Annotated in this window: 19 protein-coding genes; 1 reads left to right on the forward strand and 18 read right to left on the reverse strand. The window is 72.7% G+C overall.

Annotated elements, in window-relative coordinates:
• Positions 1-9 precede the first annotated feature (9 nt).
• The 6 genes from E1200_RS17960 to E1200_RS17985 form a co-directional block, all read right to left on the reverse strand.
• Positions 10-585, reverse strand: coding sequence for an HdeD family acid-resistance protein (locus E1200_RS17960; protein WP_131953190.1), 576 nt, complete (start codon positions 583-585; stop codon positions 10-12).
• 123 nt (positions 586-708) lie between these two features.
• A complete protein-coding gene (locus tag E1200_RS17965; RefSeq protein ID WP_243708648.1) occupies positions 709-2,526 on the reverse strand; it encodes a phosphoenolpyruvate carboxykinase (GTP) in 1,818 nt (605 codons plus the stop codon).
• 177 nt (positions 2,527-2,703) lie between these two features.
• Positions 2,704-3,762, reverse strand: a complete 1,059-nt coding sequence (locus tag E1200_RS17970; protein ID WP_207933408.1) for an ABC transporter ATP-binding protein — start codon at positions 3,760-3,762, stop codon at positions 2,704-2,706.
• Entirely contained in the window at positions 3,759-4,592 is an 834-nt protein-coding gene (locus tag E1200_RS17975) for an ABC transporter permease (RefSeq protein ID WP_131953193.1), read from the reverse strand. The genes E1200_RS17970 and E1200_RS17975 overlap by 4 nt, the downstream gene beginning before the upstream one ends.
• Entirely contained in the window at positions 4,589-5,359 is a 771-nt protein-coding gene (modA, locus tag E1200_RS17980) for a molybdate ABC transporter substrate-binding protein (RefSeq protein WP_131953194.1), read from the reverse strand. Before modA ends, E1200_RS17975 begins: the two co-directional genes overlap by 4 nt.
• A 17-nt stretch (positions 5,360-5,376) precedes the next feature.
• A complete protein-coding gene (locus E1200_RS17985; RefSeq protein WP_131953195.1) occupies positions 5,377-5,784 on the reverse strand; it encodes a helix-turn-helix domain-containing protein in 408 nt (135 codons plus the stop codon).
• A 360-nt stretch (positions 5,785-6,144) separates the two neighbouring features.
• On the opposite strand from E1200_RS17985, the gene E1200_RS17990 reads away from it, so the two are divergent.
• On the forward strand, positions 6,145-6,771 hold the full coding sequence (locus E1200_RS17990) for a hypothetical protein (RefSeq protein ID WP_131953196.1): 627 nt from the start codon (positions 6,145-6,147) through the stop codon (positions 6,769-6,771).
• A gap of 40 nt (positions 6,772-6,811) precedes the next feature.
• On the opposite strand, the gene E1200_RS17995 is transcribed toward E1200_RS17990, so the two are convergent.
• From E1200_RS17995 to E1200_RS18050, 12 genes are all read right to left on the reverse strand, one after another.
• A complete protein-coding gene (locus tag E1200_RS17995) occupies positions 6,812-7,015 on the reverse strand; it encodes a hypothetical protein (RefSeq protein WP_131953197.1) in 204 nt (67 codons plus the stop codon).
• A gap of 169 nt (positions 7,016-7,184) precedes the next feature.
• Entirely contained in the window at positions 7,185-8,570 is a 1,386-nt protein-coding gene (der, locus tag E1200_RS18000; protein WP_131953204.1) for a ribosome biogenesis GTPase Der, read from the reverse strand.
• Positions 8,571-8,620: 50 nt separating this feature from the next.
• Complete coding sequence (gene cmk / locus E1200_RS18005) at positions 8,621-9,283, reverse strand: (d)CMP kinase (RefSeq protein ID WP_243708649.1); 663 nt, start codon at positions 9,281-9,283, stop codon at positions 8,621-8,623.
• 147 nt (positions 9,284-9,430) lie between these two features.
• Positions 9,431-10,522 carry a prephenate dehydrogenase gene (locus E1200_RS18010; RefSeq protein ID WP_279484561.1) on the reverse strand — a complete coding sequence of 364 codons (1,092 nt, stop codon included), beginning with the start codon at positions 10,520-10,522 and terminating at the stop codon, positions 9,431-9,433.
• Between the two features lie 76 nt (positions 10,523-10,598).
• The gene (gene aroH / locus E1200_RS18015; protein ID WP_131953198.1) at positions 10,599-10,961 is read right to left on the reverse strand and encodes a chorismate mutase; all 363 of its coding nucleotides are present in this window, start codon (positions 10,959-10,961) and stop codon (positions 10,599-10,601) included.
• A gap of 28 nt (positions 10,962-10,989) precedes the next feature.
• Entirely contained in the window at positions 10,990-11,721 is a 732-nt protein-coding gene (locus E1200_RS18020; RefSeq protein WP_131953199.1) for a pseudouridine synthase, read from the reverse strand.
• On the reverse strand, positions 11,718-12,293 hold the full coding sequence (scpB, locus tag E1200_RS18025) for an SMC-Scp complex subunit ScpB (protein WP_131953200.1): 576 nt from the start codon (positions 12,291-12,293) through the stop codon (positions 11,718-11,720). The genes E1200_RS18020 and scpB overlap by 4 nt, the downstream gene beginning before the upstream one ends.
• The gene (locus E1200_RS18030; protein WP_243708652.1) at positions 12,286-13,182 is read right to left on the reverse strand and encodes a segregation/condensation protein A; all 897 of its coding nucleotides are present in this window, start codon (positions 13,180-13,182) and stop codon (positions 12,286-12,288) included. The genes scpB and E1200_RS18030 overlap by 8 nt, the downstream gene beginning before the upstream one ends.
• Positions 13,183-13,390: 208 nt before the next feature.
• Positions 13,391-14,257, reverse strand: coding sequence for a ParA family protein (locus E1200_RS18035; protein WP_207933409.1), 867 nt, complete (start codon positions 14,255-14,257; stop codon positions 13,391-13,393).
• Between the two features lie 150 nt (positions 14,258-14,407).
• Positions 14,408-15,361: a site-specific tyrosine recombinase XerD gene (gene xerD, locus E1200_RS18040; protein ID WP_131953208.1), complete on the reverse strand. Its 954-nt coding sequence runs from the start codon at positions 15,359-15,361 to the stop codon at positions 14,408-14,410.
• A gap of 166 nt (positions 15,362-15,527) precedes the next feature.
• Positions 15,528-16,175 (reverse strand): NUDIX hydrolase, encoded by a 648-nt coding sequence (locus tag E1200_RS18045; protein ID WP_131953202.1) that lies wholly within the window; start codon positions 16,173-16,175, stop codon positions 15,528-15,530.
• Positions 16,172-17,878, reverse strand: coding sequence for a CTP synthase (locus tag E1200_RS18050; RefSeq protein WP_131953203.1), 1,707 nt, complete (start codon positions 17,876-17,878; stop codon positions 16,172-16,174). Before E1200_RS18050 ends, E1200_RS18045 begins: the two co-directional genes overlap by 4 nt.
• Between the last annotated feature and the right edge of the window lie 667 nt (positions 17,879-18,545).

Below are 18,545 nucleotides of genomic sequence, written 5' to 3' on the forward strand. Positions count from 1 at the left end.
GGTCGGGGGTTAGTGCTGGGCGGCGGGGCCCATTTCGTGCCGGGTCCTGCTCTCCTGGCCGAGGCGCCGCAGCCGGAACGCGGCGCCGACCATCGCGGCGCCGAACAGGATCGCGAACAGCCCGATCAGCCAGACGATGGCGAGCGCACCGGACACCGGCCACAGGAACAGCAGGACGCCGAACAGCACCGAGATCGCCCCGGAGAGCAGGTAGGCCCACTCTCCCCGCAGTTCCTTGCGCAGCGCGATCGCGGCGACGATCTCCAGTAGCCCGGTGGCGACCGCCCACGCGGCGATCAGCATGAGCAGCGCGAACGCGGTGATGCCCGGCCAGCCGAACGCCGCGATGCCGAGCGCGATCCCCGCGACGCCGGACAGGGCGAGCAGCCCGCGCGGCGCGCCCGTGGTGCCGCGCACCGCCAGCAGCACGGCGACCACTCCGTCCGCGAGCGCGAAGGCACCGAACAGCACGACCAGCGCCCAGACGGTGATGGCCGGCCAGACGAGGGCGACGACGCCGAACAGGACCGCGAAGGCGCCGCGTACGGCCAGGGCCCACCAGTGGCGGGCCATCAAATCGAACATAACGGACCTCCTGCGGGCTATCTCTCCCCGCATCCGGTCCCTACACCCACCGGAACGTCAAGGCCGGCCGCGGACGCCCATGGCATCCGCGGCCGGCCTCGTGCACGCCTTCCGGCCCCCGGGTCAGTTCTCCAGGCGGCGGACCAGGTCGTGGTACTCGTCCCACAGCGCCTTCGGCATGTGGTCGCCGAACTTCTCGAAGTGCTCGGGGACGAGGGCGGCCTCCTGCTTCCACACCTCCGTGTCCACCGTCAGCAGCGTCTCGAGGTCGGCGTCGTCGATCTCCAGGCCGTCGGTGTCGAGCGCGTCCCTGGTCGGCAGGTGCCCGATCGGGGACTTGACCGCGTCGGCCTGGCCGTTGAGCCGCTCCACGATCCACTTGAGCACGCGGCTGTTCTCGCCGAAGCCCGGCCAGATGAACTTGCCGTCGGCGTTCTTGCGGAACCAGTTGACGTAGTAGATGCGGGGCAGCTTCTCGGCGTCGGTGGCCTTGCCGATCTTCAGCCAGTGGCCGAAGTAGTCGCCCATGTTGTAGCCGCAGAACGGCAGCATGGCGAACGGGTCGCGGCGCAGCTCGCCCACGGCACCTTCAGCCGCGGCGGTCTTCTCGGACGCGACGTTCGCGCCGAGGAACACGCCCTGCTGCCAGTCGAACGACTCGGTGACCAGCGGCACCGCGGACGCGCGGCGGCCGCCGAACAGGATCGCCGAGATCGGGACGCCCTTCGGGTCCTCCCACTCGTCGGCGATGATCGGGCACTGCCCCGCCGGGGTGGTGAACCGGGCGTTCGGGTGCGCGGCCGGGGTGTCGGAGTCGGGCGTCCAGTCGTTGCCGCGCCAGTCCGTCAGGTGCGCGGGGGGCTCGTCGGTGAGGCCCTCCCACCACACGTCGCCGTCGTCGGTGAGCGCCACGTTGGTGAAGATGCTGTTGCCCCACAGCGTCTTCACGGCGTTGGCGTTGGTGCTCGCGCCGGTGCCGGGCGCGACGCCGAAGAACCCGGCCTCGGGGTTGATCGCGTAGAGGCGGCCGTCGTCGCCGAACCGCATCCAGGCGATGTCGTCGCCGATCGTCTCGACCTTCCAGCCCGGGATGGTCGGCTCCAGCATCGCGAGGTTGGTCTTGCCGCACGCCGACGGGAACGCCGCCGCGACGTAGCGGGTCTCACCGGCGGGCGGCGTGAGCTTCAGGATGAGCATGTGCTCGGCCATCCAGCCCTCGTCGCGCGCCATCGTGGACGCGATCCGCAGCGCGTAGCACTTCTTGCCCAGCAGCGCGTTGCCGCCGTACCCGGACCCGAACGACCAGATCTCCCGGGTCTCGGGGAAGTGGGTGATGTACTTCGTGGAGTTGCACGGCCACTTGGCGTCCTCCTGGCCGGGCTCAAGGGGGGCGCCGACGGAGTGGACGGCCTTGACGAACGACCCGCGCTCCTCGATGAGCCGCAGCGCGCCCTCGCCCATCCGCGTCATGATCCGCATCGACACGGCGACGTAGGCCGAGTCCGTGATCTCGACGCCGAGCTGGGAGATGTTGCCGCCGAGGGGGCCCATGCAGAACGGCACCACGTACATGGTGCGGCCCTTCATGCAGCCGTCGAAGAGACCGTTCAGGGTCTCCTTCATCTCGGCGGGCGCGACCCAGTTGTTGGTGGGGCCGGCGTCCTCCTCCTTCTCGGAGCAGATGAACGTGCGGTCCTCGACGCGGGCGACGTCAGTGGGGTCGGAGGCGGCGTAGAAGCTGTTCGGCCGTTTCGCGGGGTCGAGCCGCGTGAGGGTGCCCTGCTCGACGAGGAGGCCGGTCAGGCGCTCCCACTCCGCGTCCGAGCCGTCGCACCATTCGACGCGGTCCGGCTTGGTAAGCTCGGCGATCCCGCGCACCCACTCGATCAGTTCGGTGTGGCCGGTAGGGGCCTGGTCGAGGCCGGAGACCTGGTTGGACACGGGCAACTCCTTCAGCTGTTCGCAGATCCTTGCATGATGAACAAGACCCGCCGTTTTTGCTATTTGGTCTGGACCAATCCCGTCCACTATTGGCCCTTCCATGCCCTTTCTGTGGCAGATATCACCTACATACCGGGCTGACGGGCGGCCTCCGGCCACGTACGGTCCTGGTACTGGTCAAGCCGGGTACACGTGGGTTTCGGTGGCCTTCACAGCCGCCCATATCAGGCTGCCCTCGGACAATTGGAGCTCCGCGACGGCCGCCGCGGTGACGTCGGCGACGGCGTCGAAAGGCGGCCCGGACAACCGGACCCGGACCCGGTCCCCCTGCCGTTCGACGGCCGCGACGCGGGCGCGCCAGAGGTTGCGGGGGCTGCCGTCGGGACGGCTCCGGTACAGCGCCACCGCGGCTGGCGAGAAGGCGAGAAAGACCTCACCTTCGAGTGAGTCGACAGTGTCCAGCGTTCCGGCACCGGCCCCGTCGATCGCGACCGTGCCCGCCCTGGCCCGGCCCCGGTACAGGTTCAGGCCCACCAGCCGCGCGACGTAGTCGGTGCGGGGCCTGCGGGCCACCTCGGCGGGCGCGCCCTCCTGCACGAGGCGCCCGCCCTCCACGACGACGATGCGGTCGGCCAGCACCATCGCGTCCAGGGGGTCGTGCGTCACCAGCACGGCCGCGCCCGCGAACCCGGCGAGGTGGCGGCGCAGCGCGGCGCGGATCTCCAGCCGGGTGTGCGCGTCGAGGGCCGCGAGCGGCTCGTCGAGCAGCAGCAGTCCCGGCTCGACCGCCAGCGCCCGCGCGAGCGCCACGCGCTGCGCCTGCCCGCCCGACAGCGCCCGCGGCCGGACGGCCGCGAACTCCGCCAGGCCGACGCGCTCCAGCCACCGCGCGGCGCGGCGGCGGGCCTCGCTGCGGCCGGCGCCGCGGCAGCGCGGCCCGAACGCGACGTTCTCCAGCACGCTGAGGTGCGGGAACAGCAGGTAGTCCTGGAACACCATGCCGATGCCGCGGCGGTCGGGCGGCAGCGCGCCGAGGTCGCCGCCGTCCAGCCGGATGTGGCCGCCGGACACCGGGACCAGCCCCGCCAGCGCGCGCAGCGCGGTGCTCTTGCCCGCCCCGTTCGGCCCGAGCAGCGCCACGACCTCGCCCGGCTCGGCGGTGAGCGCGAGGTCCAGCTCGAACCCGGCCCGCCGCACGACGAGCCGCGCGTCCAGCCCCTCGCCCGCTCCGCTCACCTGGAGGACTCCATCCACCTGCCCCGCAGGGCGGCGAGCACGACGACCGAGACCGCCAGCAGGACGAGGCTCAGCACGATCGCGGCCTCCGGGTCGGTCTCCAGCGCCAGGTAGACGGCCAGCGGCATCGTCTGCGTCCGGCCCGGGAAGTTGCCCGCGAAGGTGATCGTCGCGCCGAACTCGCCGAGGGCCCGCGCCCAGCACAGCACGGCGCCGGCCACGACCCCGGGCGCGACGAGGGGCAGCGTCACCCGGCGGAAGATCGTCCAGCGGCCCGCACCGAGCGTGGCGGCGGCCTCCTCATAGCGCAGGTCCGCGGCGCGCAGCGCGCCCTCCACGCTGATCACCAGGAACGGCATCGCCACGAACGTCTCGGCCAGCACGACCCCGGCGGTGGTGAACGGGAACGTGATCCCGAACGTGGAGTCCAGCCAGCCGCCGACCAGGCCGCGCCGCCCGAGGACGAGTAGCAGCGCGACACCGCCGACGACCGGCGGCAGCACCAGCGGCACCGTCACCAGCGCCCGGACCACGCCCGAGCCCGGGAACCGGACCCGCGCCAGCGTCCACGCCAGCGGGACGCCGAACAGCAGGCACAGGCCCGTGGCGAGGGTGGCGGTGACCATCGACAGCCGCAGCGCGTCCAGCACCTGCGGCTGCATGAGGCGGGTGCCGAGCGTGGACCACGGGGCGCGGACGAGCAACCCGAGCAGCGGCAGCACCAGGAACGCCAGCCCCGCGAGGGCGGGCACCAGGAGGACCAGCGGCGGCCGTCCGGGCAGCCGGTCCGCGTCCCCGGCCCCCCGGAGCGCCTTCGGCGCCGCTCTCATGCCGCCTCGAACCCCGCCCGGCGCAACGCCGCCCGCCCCTGCGCCCCGAGCACCAGTGCGATGAACTCCTTGGCGAGCGCGCTGTGCGGGGCCTCGGCCACCTCGACGATCGGGTAGTCGTTGCGGGCCCGCGCCGACTCGGGGAACTCGATCGCCCTGACCCTGTCCCCCGCCGCCTCGGCGTCGGTGCGGTAGACGAGCCCGGCGTCGGCCTCCCCGATGCCGACCTTGGTGAGGACGGCCTTGACGTCCTGCTCCCGCGACACCGGCTCGACCTCCACCCCGGCGGCGTCGAGGGCCTTCTCCGCCGCGGCGCCGCAGGGCACCTGGACGGCGCACAGGATGACCTTGAGGCCCGGCTTGGACAGGTCATCGACCGAGTCCACCGCGCCTGGGTCGTCCTTGGGGACGGCGACGACCAGGCGGTTCCGTGCAAATACCCGCGGTGGCCCGGCCGCGTCGCCCGCCTCGGTGACCGTCGCCATCGTGGCGGTGCTGGCGGCAGCGAAGACGTCCACCGGCGCGCCCTGCGTGATCTGCTGCGCGAGGGTCGAGCTTCCGGCGAAGCCGAACCTGACCCGCACCCCGGGATGCGAGCCCTCGAACGCCTTGCCGAGTTCGGTGAACGCCTCGGTGAGCGAGGCCGCCGCGAACACCGTCAGGGTACGGCCGCCGCCCGCGCCCGACGAAGCGCCCTCATCCACCTCCCCGCACCCGGCCAGGGCGAGGAGCAGCAGGGACACCACCGCCAGGACGCGCTTGCACATGTGTGCTCCCCCGGGATTCAGGACGGCTCGGCCACCTCGACGACGACGTTGGTGGACTTCACGACCGCCTCGGCGACCACACCGACCCGCAGGCCGAGGTCGTCCGCCGCCTCGCGGCTCATGAGCGACACCACCCGGAACGGCCCGGCCTGGATCTCGACCTGCGCCATCACCCCATCGCGCAGGACCTCGGTCACGATCCCCCGCAGCCGGTTGCGCGCCGAGGAGAACCGCTCCCCCTGGTCGGACGGCGCGGCCCCCCGCGCCTGCTCGCGCACGAAGGCGGCGAGCTCGGCGCCCGGTACCAGGCGGTGCCCGTGCTCGTCCCGCGTCGCGGGGAGCCGGCCGCCGTCCACCCAGCGGCGGACGGTGTCCGCACTGACCCCGAGAAGCGCGGCCGCCTCACTGATCCTGAACGTCGTCACCCACCCCAGACTACCGCCCCGCAAATGCAAGCGCGAGACCGCAACTTAACCAGCAGACACAAGCCTCTCTTCGCTTTACCTTCGCAGATGCAACCCCCTCGTCCAACATTCACCGAGGCGACGAAGACGTTGACTTGCGGCGTGTTGTTGTTATCCGGCCTTCCATACCAACAACACGCCGCAAGTCAACGAACTCGGGGGGCCGTTGCGCTGGGAGGGGCTGGTGATCCGGTGGGGGCTCGCGCGCGTACTCGTTGGTGATCTTCGTGGTGGCGGCCGGGGTTTTCCGGTCGTGTGGAGTGGGTTGGTCCGGGTATCGGGGATGCAAAGAAACCCCCTGCCCGGTCAGGAGGAATGATCATGACTGGGACCATGCGCGCACCGCGCACCCGGGGCCTGCTCAGCGGGACGCTGCTGGTGCTGCTCGGCCTGTGGGGCGGGCTGCTGCCCTTCGTCGGCCCGTACTTCGGCTTCGGCTTCGCCCCCGACGAGACGTGGGTCTACGACACCGACCGGCTCCAGCTCAGCGTCGCCCCCGCGGCGGCCGTCGTCCTCGGCGGGCTGATCGTGCTCGCGGGCGCCAACCGCGTGCTCGGGATGCTGGGCGCCTGGCTCGCCGCGCTCGGCGGGGCCTGGTTCGCCGTCGGGCACACCGTCGCCGCGCTGTGGGACGCCTCCGGAGTCGGCGCCCCGCTCGGCACGGGCGAAGGACAGCGGATCGCCGAGCAACTCGCCGGGTTCACCGGCCTCGGCGTCGTCATCGCGTTCCTCGCCGGCCTCGCGCTCGGCCGCTTCGCCGTGGCCGGCGCCCGGGAGGCGGCGGCACGGGAGGCCGCGGGGGCCGCGGAGTCCGACCGGCCCGGCTCGGGCACCACGCAGCCGCTGGTCTACGGACGCTACGCGCGGGAGAACCCGCCCGGGCCCGCGCCGCACCAGCCGCACCACGGCGACCAGCCGGTCGCGGGCGAGCAGCGCTACGACCGCTGAGCGGACGCACCGGCGGACGGCGGGCCCGGCGGACGGGCGGCTACCGGTCGTGCCTGCGCATGTCGCGGACGGACTTGGTCGTCTCGTAGCTGCCGCGCTCGTCGTCGAGCCGCACGTCGTCGCGGTCGGTGAACATCGCCACGAAGGCGATCAGCAGGCCGACGCCGCCGATCCACGGTTCCCGCCAGGCGAAGCTCAGCGCCACGCAGACCACGGCGCAGGAGATCAGCAGCAAGAGCTTCACGTCGTACCCCTCGACCCGCCTCCGGTCCCGGACGTCCCGGTCACCGGCCGTGCACCAGCCGCGCGATCAGCGAGTAATGGAAGACTTACTCACTGCCCGCAGAATGCATACTGACACGCCGCGGCCCGCCCGGGAAAGATCCCGGACGGGCCGAAGGCCGAAATTTCGGTTACTTGCGGTTCTTACCGCGCTTCTCGCGGATCTTCATGGTGATGTCGAGGGGCGTGCCGTCGAAGCCGAACTCCTCGCGCAGCCGCCGCTCGATGAACCGCCGGTACCCCTCCTCAAGGAACCCGGACGTGAACAGCACGAACCGCGGGGGCCGCACCCCCGCCTGCGTGGCGAACAGCACGCGCGGCTGCTTGCCGCCGCGCACCGGGTGCGGGTGCGCGTTCACCAGGTCGGCGAAGAACTGGTTCAGCTTCGAGGTCGGGACGCGGGTGCCCCAGCCCTCCAGCGCCGTCTCGATCGCCGGTACGAGCTTCTCCATGTGCCGCCCGGTCCTGGCGGAGATGTTCACCCGCGGCGCCCACCGCGCGTTGTGCAGCTGCCGGTCGATCTCCCGTTCGAGGTAGTGGCGGCGCTCCTCGTCCAGCAGGTCCCACTTGTTGTAGGCGATGACGAGCGACCGGCCCGACTCGACCACCATCGAGATGATCCGCAGGTCCTGCTCGGCGAGCGGCTGGTCGGCGTCCACCAGCACGACCGCGACCTCGGCGCGCTCCAGCGCCGACCGGGTGCGCAGCGTCGCGTAGAAGTCGGCGCCCTGGTTCTCGCGGTGCCGCCGCCGAATCCCGGCCGTGTCGATGAACCGCCACGTCCTGCCGCCCAGCTCGATCAGCTCGTCGACGGGGTCGCGGGTCGTGCCCGCCACCGCGTCTACGACGGCCCGCTCCTCCCCCGCCAGCTTGTTCAGCAGGCTCGACTTGCCGACGTTCGGGCGGCCCAGCAGCGCGACCCGGCGCGGCCCGCCCGGCTCGCCGAACGTCTCCGGCGGGGCCTCCGCCGGCAGCGCCGCCAGCACCGCGTCGAGCAGGTCGCCGCTGCCGCGGCCGTGCAGGGCGCTGACCGGGTGCGGCTCGCCGATGCCGAGCGACCACAGCAGCGCCGCGTCGGACTCGGCGGCCACGCCGTCGACCTTGTTCGCGACCAGCACCACCGGCTTGCCGGACCGGCGCAGGATCTCCACCACGGCCTCGTCGACGTCGGTCGCGCCGACGGTCGCGTCCACGACGAACAGCACGACGTCCGCCAGCTCGACCGCCAGCCGCGCCTGCTCGGCGATCGCCGCGGCCAGCCCGGTCGAGTCGGGCAGCCACCCGCCGGTGTCGACGACGGTGAACCGGCGGCCGCTCCACGTCGCGTCGTAGGCGACGCGGTCGCGGGTCACCCCGGGGACGTCCTCCACGACAGCCTCGCGGCGGCCGAGGATCCGGTTGACCAGGGTCGACTTGCCGACGTTCGGCCGCCCGACCACCGCCACGACCGGCGCGGGGCCCGCGTCCTCGGGGACGTCGGACACGACGTCCGCCGTCTCCAGGTCCGCCGTCTCGATCTCGTAATCGCTCACTGTCCCGTCTCCGCGGGGGCCGTCAGGCCGCCCGCTCACTCATGCTCTTTGGCGAGCCGCACGATCGCCTCGACGACCTCGCTCAGGCTCAGCTCCGTCGAGTCGATCTCGTGCGCGTCGTCCGCCATGGTCAGCGGCGACGCCTTCCGGGTGGAGTCCAGCCGGTCGCGCCGCGCCTGCTCGGCCTGCGTCACCGTCACCGACGCCCCCGGGTCGGCCGCGAGGTCCTTCGCGCGGCGCGCCGCCCGCGTCTCCTCGCTGGCGGTCAGGTACACCTTCACCGGGGCGTCCGGGACGACGACCGTGCCGATGTCACGGCCCTCCACGACGATGCCGCCGGCCCCGATGATCTCGCGCTGCAGCTCGACGAGCCGGGCGCGGACCGCCGGGACGGAGCTGACGGCGCTGACCGCGTTCGTCACCTCGCGGGTGCGGATCGGGCCGGACACGTCCGTCCCGTCGACCGTGATCGCCGGCGCGTCCGGGTCGGTGCCGGACTCGATGGCCGGTTCGAGCGCGCGGGCCGCGACGGCCTCGGCGTCCTCGACCGGCACGCCGTGGGCGAGCATCCACCACGTCATGGCGCGGTACATCGCTCCGGTGTCCAGGTAGCGGAGGCCCAGTGTGCGGGCGACGCCCTTGGACGCGCTGGACTTGCCCGACCCGGAGGGTCCGTCCATGGCGATGACGAGCGGCACGATCGCTCCCTCTCTGTTCCGTTGAGGCGCCTCGGGCGCGAGGCCGCGGGCGGGCCGGGCGGCGCTCTCCGCCGCACCGGCGCGCGGGTTCCCCCCGGACGGGCCCCGGCGAACCAGGCTACCGTTCCGCGCCCACTCCCCGGGCCGCTAGCCGGGCACCGACCAGCCGCGGGCGCGCAGCTCGGCGGCGAGCCGCTCGGCCGCCTCCGGCACCACCGCCAGCTCCAGCACGCCGAGCGGGCGGCCCGGCGAGTGCTCGATCGTCACGTCCTCGATGTTGACGCCCGCGATCCCCGCCGCCTGGAAGATCATCGCCAGTTCGCCGGGGCGGTCCGGGATGACGACCTGGACCGTCGCGTAGGCGGGCTGGTCGCCGCCGTGCTTGCCGGGGATGCGGGAGCGGCCCGCGTTCCCGCGCAGCAGCAGGTCGGCCACGTGGGCGGCGGCCTCCTCGCTGCCGTCGCGCAGCAGCGACGCCGCCACCGCCAGGTCGGTCGCGACGGCCTCCAGCACGTCGGCGACCGGCGCGGAGTTCGCCGACAGGATCCCGATCCACAGCCGCGGGTCGCTGGCCGCGATCCGGGTGACGTCGCGGACGCCCTGCCCGGCGAGCCCCAGCGCCGTGTCGTCGGCGCCGGTGAGCCGGGCCGCGACGGCGGCCGAGACCACGTGCGGTCCATGCGAGACCAGCGCGACGGCCCGGTCGTGCTCGGCGGCGTCCACCTCGACCGGCATCCCGCCGCACGCCTTCACCAGGCCCGTGACGGCTTCGACGGTCTCCGGCGTCGCCTCCGGCGGTGCGCACAGCGCCCACGGGCGGCCGAGGAACAGGTCCGCGCGGGCCGCGCCCGGCCCCGACCGCTCCCGGCCCGCGAGCGGGTGCCCCGCCACGAACGTCGTCATGTCGCAGCCCAGCTCGGCCGCCTGCGCCAGCGGCAGCGCCTTCACGCTCGCCACGTCGGTGTAGGCGGTGGCGAGGCCGCGCTTCTGCGCGTCCAGCAGCGTCACCGCCACCGCCGCCGGCGGCACCGCGAGCACCGCCAGGTCGGCGGGCCCGGCGGCCGCGCCGTCCGGCAGCCGGTCGCCGGCGCCGAGCTCCACCGCCATCGCCAGCGCCGCCGCGTCCCGGTCGGTCAGCAGCACCTCGGCGCCCTGGTCCCGCATGGCCAGGGCGATCGACGTACCGATCAGCCCCGTCCCGACCACGATGATGCGCCGCGCCGCCGCGTCCTCACTCACGCCGGTCAGCCTACTGCTCCCCGGCCACTGCTCCCGGCCGCGGGCGCACGATCGCCGGTCATGTCACCGGGCGATGTCACTGGGCGATGTCGAGGCGCAGCGCCGTCGCGCCGCGCAGGTACACGTGCTGGACGTCCGACCGGGGCCGGGACGTCTCGATGTGCGCCATCAGCCGGATGACCCGCGGCAGCGCCCCCGGCACGGCGATCTCCGACGCGCACAGCAGCGGCACCTCGTGGAAACCGAGCTTGCGGGCGGCGAGCGCCGGGAACTCCGCCGTGAGGTCCGGCGTGGTCGTGAAGACCACGCTGATGACGTCGTCGGTGCTCAGCTCGTTGCGGGCCATCACCGCCGAGACGAGCTCCGTCGTCGCCTCCAGGATCTGGTCCCGGTCGTCGGCGTCGACCTGCGTCGCGCCCCGGACCGCCCGTACCGCCACAGCCGTTCCCCCTCCTCGTCCCGCCCGCCTACAGTCCCACGGCCTTGTACAGGTCGCCGACCTCGTGGACGGTCAGCGCCCGCATCGTGCCCGGCTTCAGCGAACCCAGCCTGATCGGCCCGAACTCTATTCGCGCGAGCTGCTGGACCGGGAACCCGACCTCCTTCAGCAGCCGCCGCACGATGTGCTTCCGCCCCTCGTGCAGCGTGATCTCCACCAGCACGCGCCGGCCGACCTGGTCGAACACCCGGAACTTGTCGGCCTTGGCGGGCCCGTCGTCCAGCGTCACGCCGGCCCGCAGCCGCTTGCCGAGGTCGCGCGGGATCGGCCCGTGGATCTCGGCCAGGTAGGTCTTGGCGACGCCGAAGCTCGGGTGGGTGAGCCGGTGCGACAGCTCGCCGTCGTTGGTGAGCAGGATCAGGCCCTCGGTGTCGGTGTCCAGCCGGCCGACGTGGAACAGCCGCTCGGGGACGTCGACGTACTCGGCGAGGGACTTGCGGCCCCGCTCGTCCGCCATCGTGCTCACCACCCCGCGGGGCTTGTTGATGGCGTAGTAGCGCATCTCGGCGCGGGTTTCGACGCGCTTGCCGTCCACGTGGATGACGGCGCTCCGGGGGTCGACGCGCTCACCGAACCGGAACACCTTCTTCCCGTCGACGGTGACGCGGCCCTCGCCGATCAGCTCCTCGCAGTGGCGGCGGCTGCCGATCCCGGCCTCGGCCAGGACCTTCTGCAGCCGCACGCCCTCGTTCTCGGTCACGTGTCCTCAACTATGTCGTCAGGCAGGTCATCGGGCAGGAAGGGGGCGAGCTCGGGCAGCTCGTCGAGGTCGCGGAGCCCGAGCCGCTCCAGGAAGTACCCGGTGGTGCGGTACAGGTGGGCCTGCGACTCGGGGTCCTGCCCGGCGTCCTCGATCAGGCCGCGCAGCGTCAGGGTGCGGATGACCCCGTCGCTGTTGACGCCGCGGATCGCCGACACGCGGGCGCGGCTGACCGGCTGCCGGTAGGCGACGACGGCGAGCGTCTCCAGCGCGGCCTGGGTGAGCCGCGCCTGCTGCCCGTCGGTGACGAACCGCTCCACGACCGGGGCGCACACGTCCCGGGTGTAGAACCGCCAGCCGCCCGCGACCTCCCTGAGGTCGAACCCGCGGCCCTGCTCAGTGTATTCCGCGGCCAGCTCCCGCAGCGTCTCCGCGACCTCGCCGCGGGGGCGTTCCAGCAGCTGCGCGAGCGTCACCTCGGCGACCGGCTCGTCGACCACCAGCAGGATCGCCTCGATGGACGCCCGCAGCCCCGGAAGCTCCGGCGCCTGCGCGCCGGGTCCCTCAGTCATCGTCTCCCTCGTCCCTGTGTTCCGTCTCGGCGCCGTCCTTCTCGGCGCCGTCCTTCTTCGCCGCGCCCTCGTAGTCGTCGCCGACCTCGACGTCGCCCTCGTCGGTGCCGGTCCAGGTGACGTGCAGCTCGCCGAGCGGCTCCTGCTGCTCGAACATGACGTTCTGGTCCCGGTAGAGCTCCAGCAGCGCCAGGAACCGCGCGACGACCTCGTAGGTGCCCTCGGCGTCCGACGCGAGGACGCGGAACGTCGTGTTCCGGAGCCGGCGCAGCTTCGCCACGACGATCGCGGCCTGCTCGGTGACGCTGGCCCTCGGCTGGTAGATGTGCTCGACGGAGACCGACGGCGCCTCCCGGGGCGTGAACGCCCTGGCGGCGAGGCGGGCGAACTCCTCGGGCCCGAGCCCGAGCAGCACCTCCGGCAGCAGGTTCGCGAACCGCGGCTCCATCGGGACGACGCGCGGGAACCGGCGGCTCGCGTCGGCGATCCGCCCGGCGAAGACCTTCGCGACCTCCTTGTAGGCGCGGTACTGCAGCAGCCGCGCGAACAGCAGGTCGCGGGCCTCCAGCAGGGCCAGGTCCTCCTCGTCGTCGACCTCCCCGGACGGCAGCAGCCGGGCGGCCTTCAGGTCCAGCAGGGTCGCGGCGACGAGCAGGAAGTGGCTGGCCTGGTCGAGGTCCCAGTCGCGGCCGTAGGAGCGGATGTGCGCGATGAAGTCGTCGGTGACCTTGTGCAGCGACACCTCGGTGATGTCGAGCTTGTGCTTGGAGATCAGCCCGAGCAGCAGGTCGAACGGCCCCTCGAAGTTGTCCAGGTGGACGCGGAAGCCCTGCTCCTCCCCCGGTTCCGGCCGGGGCTGCCGCCCCGGCTCCGGCGACGTCTCGTCCACGTCGCTCACGGTAGCGGAGGTCACCTCCCGCGCTGTGCTCACCGGCCACATCGTCCCATGCGCCCGGCACCGCTCGCACCGCGCCGCCGCGGGTGCCGCCGCGCGCACCGGCCTGGGGGGCCGGGCGCCGCCGACCGGTCATCCGCCCGGCGAGGCCCGCCGCGAACTGGAAAGCCGGCGCCTCGCCGACTCCGTAACACGGGCTGGGTCACCCCGCGAGGGCCCACCGCCCCAGGACTTCCCGCGCCAGCCCGCGGTAGGCGTTCGCGCCCATCGAGTTGGGGTCGAAGTAGGTGATCGGCTCCCCGGCGACGGTCGCGTCCGGGAAGCGCACCGTCCGGTTGATGACGGTGTGGAAGACCTTGTCGCCGAACGCCTCGACGATGCGCCCGAGGACCTCGCGGGTGTGCAGCGTCCGCGAGTCGTACATGGTGCCGAGGACGCCGTCGATGACGAGGTTCGGGTTGATGCGGCCCTGGACCTTCTCGATGGTCTCCATCAGCAGCGCGACACCGCGCATCGCGAAGTACTCGCACTCCAGCGGGATCAGCACGCCGTCGGCGGCGGCCAGCGCGTTGACGGTGAGCAGGCCGAGCGACGGCTGGCAGTCGATCAGGATGTAGTCGTAGTGCTCGACGGCCGACTTCAGCGCGCCCTGCAGGATGTACTCGCGGCCGACCTCGTGGACGAGCTGGACCTCCGCGCCCGACAGGTCGATGTTGCTCGGCAGCAGGTCCATCCCGTCGACACCGGTCTCGATGACGATGTCCTCCCACTCGGTGTCGCGTTCGAGCAGCAGGTTGTGGATCGTCACGTCGAGCTGGCGCGGGTCGCCCTTGCCCAGGCCGACCGACAGCGCGCCCTGCGGGTCGAAGTCGACGAGCAGGATGCGGCGGCCGTACTCGGCGAGCGCCGCGCCCAGGTTGATGGTCGTCGTGGTCTTCCCGACGCCGCCCTTCTGGTTGCAGACGGCCACGATCCGCGCGGGCCCGTGCTCGGCCAGGGGTTCGGGCTCGGGGAACACCGGCACCGGGCGCTGGGTCGGCCCCAGCCCCCTGCTCGGATCTGTCTCTATGGTGGCGGAGGTCAGGACTCCATCCGCACCGTTCGTGCTGGTCACCAGATCCCTCCCCGGTGGCCCGGAAATGCCATCCAGAACGGGGACTCTAGGGCCGCCGGTGCCGGGTCTCAAGCCGACGCGCGCCGAACGTCGGGATTCGCCCGATCAGCTTCTCGCGCGCGGATGCGAGGTTGCGTACACCTCGCGCAGCAGCTGGACGGTCACCAGCGTGTAGACCTGCGTCGTGGTGACCGACGCGTGCCCGAGCAGTTCCTGGACGACGCGGACGTCGGCGCCGCCGTCCAGCAGATGGGTCGCGAACGAGTGCCGCAGCGTGTGCGGCGACACCTCCGACAGCTCCGCCCGGTCGGCCGCGGCGCGCAGCACCATCCACGCGCCCTGCCGCGACAGCCGCCCGCCGCGCGCGTTCAGGAACAGCGCCGGGCCGCCCCTCCCCGCCCTCGCCAGCTCGGGACGGGCCCGCACCAGGTAGGCGTCCACGGCCTCCCGGGCGTAGTCGCCGATCGGCACGACCCGCGCCTTGCCGCCCTTGCCGGCGACGCGGGCGAAGCCGTCCCGCAGGTCGAGGTCGTCGACGTCCAGGCCGACGGCCTCGGAGATCCGGGCGCCCGACCCGTACAGCAGCTCCAGCAGCGCCCGGTCGCGCAGGCCGCGGGCGGTGCCCGCGTCACCGCCGGACGGCGCGCCCGCCGCGGCGAGGAGGCGCTCCACCTCCGCGAGGGAGATCGCCTTCGGCAGCCGCCGCGGCGGCGTCGGCGGCTTCACTTCGTGCGCCGGGTCACCGGCCGCGAGCCCCTCGCGAAACGCGAAGCGGTGCAGCCCGCGGACGGCCGCGAGCGCCCGCGCCGCCGAACCCGCCGACAGCGGCGGATGGTCGGCGTCGCCCTCCCGCAGGTTCACCAGATAGGCCCGGACGTCACCCTCGGTGATGTCGGCGATGTCCGTGCGGCCCCGCCCGTCCTGCACCCGCACATAGCGCCGCAGATCGCGGCGGTACGAGCTGAGGGTGTTGGCGGCCAGCCCGCGCTCCACCGCCAGGTGCCCCAGGTAGGTGCGCACGGTGGCGCCGAGCGCGGAACCGGCGCCCGCGTCCCGCACGGCGCCCCCGGGCGGGGCGTCCGATTCGACCGGCACGCCGCCGCAGCCGGCACCCGTCGCCGGCGACCGGGGATGGACAGCGTTCAGTTTGCGGCACCTCTTCCGGGCGTGGCTGCGGAGTCCCGCCCATCATGCCCCTTCCGGCCCGGCGCGGGGCCCATCCCGCTCAGCTCTCCGGCGCGTCGACCGGGCGCAGCCCGGCGTACCCCGACGCCCGCACGGCCTGCGCCGCCAGCACCCCCAGGCAGGTGATCATGTTGTGCAGCTCGCCGGCCAGCACCTTGCGGACCGCGTCCTCCAGCGGTACCCACACGACCGGCATGTCGGCCTCCTCGTGGACGCGCTCGAAGTCGATCTCGTCCGCGGGCACCTCCGCGACGTCGCGGGCCAGGAAGATCCGGACGCGCTCGTCGGTCATGCCGGGCGAGGTGTACACGTCGACGAGGGTGTCCCAGCGGCCGGCGCGGTACCCGGCCTCCTCCAACAGCTCCCGCTCGGCGAGCTTGTGCAGCGGCTCGCCGGCCACGTCCCGCAGCCCGGCCGGCGCCTCCCACAGCAGCCGCCCCACCGGATGGCGGTACTGCCGCAGCAGCAGCACCCGGTCGCGGTCGTCGACGGCGATCACGCCGACGGAGCCGATGTGCCGGATCATGTCCCGCACGACGACCTCGGTGCCGTCGCCCCGCGGCATCTCCACCCGGTCGCTGCGGACATCGAACACGCGCCCCTGGAACACCGTCGACTCCGCCACGACGTTCCACCGCTCGGGACGGTCCCGGACGTCGTCCGGCCCAAGGCCCTCGGCCGGGCTCATGAAGCGCTCTCGCCCCCGGTCTCGCCGCCGGTCTCGCCGCCGCCCGCGCGGGCCTCGGCATAGTCGAGCGCCGCGGTGACCAGCCCGGTGAACAGCGGATGCGGGCGCGTCGGGCGGGACCGGAACTCCGGGTGCGCCTGCGTCCCGACGAAGAACGGGTGCAGGTCGCGGGGCAGCTCCACGTACTCGACGAGGCGGCCGTCCGGCGACAGGCCGGAGAACCACAGCCCGGCCTCCGCCAGCTGGTCGCGGTAGGCGTTGCTGACCTCGTAGCGGTGCCGGTGCCGCTCGGACACCTTCGCCTCCCCGTACAGCTCCCGGACGATCGACCCCTCGGCGAGGTCGGCCGGGTAGAGGCCGAGCCGCATCGTCCCGCCCATGTCCCGCTCACCGGCGACCACGTCGACCTGGTCGGGCATCGTCGCGACGACCGGGTGCGCGGTGCTCGCGTCGAACTCGGCGCTGCCGGCGCCGGCGAGCCCCGCCAGCGTCCGCGCGGCCTCGATCACCATGCACTGCAGGCCGAGGCAGATCCCCAGCAGCGGGATCCGGTTCTCTCGCGCGTGCCGCACCGCGCCGAGCTTGCCCTCGATGCCGCGCACCCCGAACCCGCCGGGGATCAGCACGCCGTCGATGCCGTCCAGCTCCCGCTTGGCGCCCTCGGGCGTCTCGCAGTCGTCGCTCTTCACCCACCGGATGTGGACCCTGGCGTCGTTGCCGAACCCGCCGTGCCGCAGCGCCTCCGTGACCGACAGGTACGCGTCGGGCAGGTCGATGTACTTGCCGACCAGCGCGATCGTGACCTCCCGGGCGGGCTTGTGGACGCGCCGCAGCAGCTCGTCCCACGCGCCCCAGTCCACGTCGCGGAACGGCAGGTCCAGCCGCCGCACCACGTACGCGTCCAGGCCCTCCGAGTGCAGCACCTTCGGGATGTCGTAGATCGACGCCGCGTCGACGGCCGACACCACGGCCTCCCGGTCGACGTCGCACATCAGGCTGATCTTGTGCTTGAGCCCGTCGGTGATCGGCCGGTCCGACCGGCACACGATCGCGTCGGGCTGGATGCCGATGGAGCGCAGCGCCGCCACCGAGTGCTGCGTCGGCTTCGTCTTCAGCTCCCCCGACGGCCCGATGTAGGGCAGCAGCGACACGTGCAGGAAGAAGCAGTTGTCCCGGCCGATCTCGTGCCGGATCTGCCGCACCGACTCCAGGAACGGCAGCGACTCGATGTCCCCGACCGTCCCGCCCACCTCGGTGATCACGATGTCGACGTCGTCATCGGCGGCCATCCCGATGATCCGGTCCTTGATCTCGTTGGTGATGTGCGGGATCACCTGCACGGTGTCGCCCAGGTACTCCCCGCGCCGCTCCTTGGCGATCACGTTCGAGTAGACCTGCCCCGTCGTGACGTTCGCCGAACCGTGCAGCTCCGTGTCGAGGAACCGCTCGTAGTGCCCGACGTCCAGGTCGGTCTCCGCACCGTCATCGGTGACGAAGACCTCCCCGTGCTGGAACGGGTTCATCGTGCCGGGATCGACGTTGAGGTAAGGATCGAGCTTCTGCATCGTGACGCGGAGACCGCGCAGGGCCAGAAGCCGCCCCAGGCTGGACGCCGTCAACCCCTTGCCGAGGCTGGAGGCGACACCGCCCGTGACGAAGAGATGCTTGGTAGGCCGCGAGCTACCAGTGGCTGCCGAAGGCAAGGAAGATGCTCCCGTGGTCGTTGCGAGGCGGACATACGCACTGCCCACGGGCTCTCAGGATAACAGTGTTTGTTTGCAGTTCCCTCGGCGGTCAGGCGCTGGGGCGCCTTCCCTTCAGCGGGAACTGCGGCGCGATCGCTGCATCGCTCCGACTCGCCCTGGGGGCTCGCTTCGCGATCAGGTTTCTCGCTGTGCTTATTTGCAGTGCCCTTGGCGGTCAGGCGCTAGAGCGCCTTCCCTTCCACGGGCACTGCGCGCGATCGCTGCATCGCTCCGACTCGCCCTGGGGGCTCGCTGCGCGATCAGGTTTCTCGCAGGCTCGAAACCTGCCTTCGGACGCGATCGCAGGCGTTGCGGTCGCTGCGGGGCTGGTGCGGTGGCTGATGTGGGCGCGCCCGCCCGCCCCCACATACAGATCCACCCTCGGCGAACTCCCAAACGCCCAACTCGCCTGCGGCTCGCTGCGCGAACTCGCTCCTCGCAGGCTCGGAACCCGCCTTCGGACGCGATCGCAGGCGTTGCGGTCGCTGCGGGGCTGGTGCGGTGGCTGATGTGGGCGCGCCCGCTCGCCCCCAACCTGCAGGTCCCCACGAGGATCGAACCGCTCAGTTCGCCTCGCGGCTCGTTGCGCTGACCCGTCCTCGCGGGCTCGGGAGCTGTCTCTGGG

This window comes from Actinomadura sp. GC306 (genome assembly GCF_004348665.1).
In the GTDB taxonomy this organism is placed as follows: Bacteria; Actinomycetota; Actinomycetes; order Streptosporangiales; family Streptosporangiaceae; genus Spirillospora.

Coding starts and splice junctions, on each gene's coding strand:
- E1200_RS17960 (WP_131953190.1), bottom strand. CDS start 585: ATGTTCGATTTGATGGCCCGCCACTGGTGGGCCCTGGCCGTACGCGGC.
- E1200_RS17990 (WP_131953196.1), top strand. CDS start 6,145: ATGACTGGGACCATGCGCGCACCGCGCACCCGGGGCCTGCTCAGCGGG.
- E1200_RS17975 (WP_131953193.1), bottom strand. CDS start 4,592: ATGAGAGCGGCGCCGAAGGCGCTCCGGGGGGCCGGGGACGCGGACCGG.
- modA (WP_131953194.1), bottom strand. CDS start 5,359: ATGTGCAAGCGCGTCCTGGCGGTGGTGTCCCTGCTGCTCCTCGCCCTG.
- E1200_RS18045 (WP_131953202.1), bottom strand. CDS start 16,175: ATGAGCCCGGCCGAGGGCCTTGGGCCGGACGACGTCCGGGACCGTCCC.
- scpB (WP_131953200.1), bottom strand. CDS start 12,293: ATGACTGAGGGACCCGGCGCGCAGGCGCCGGAGCTTCCGGGGCTGCGG.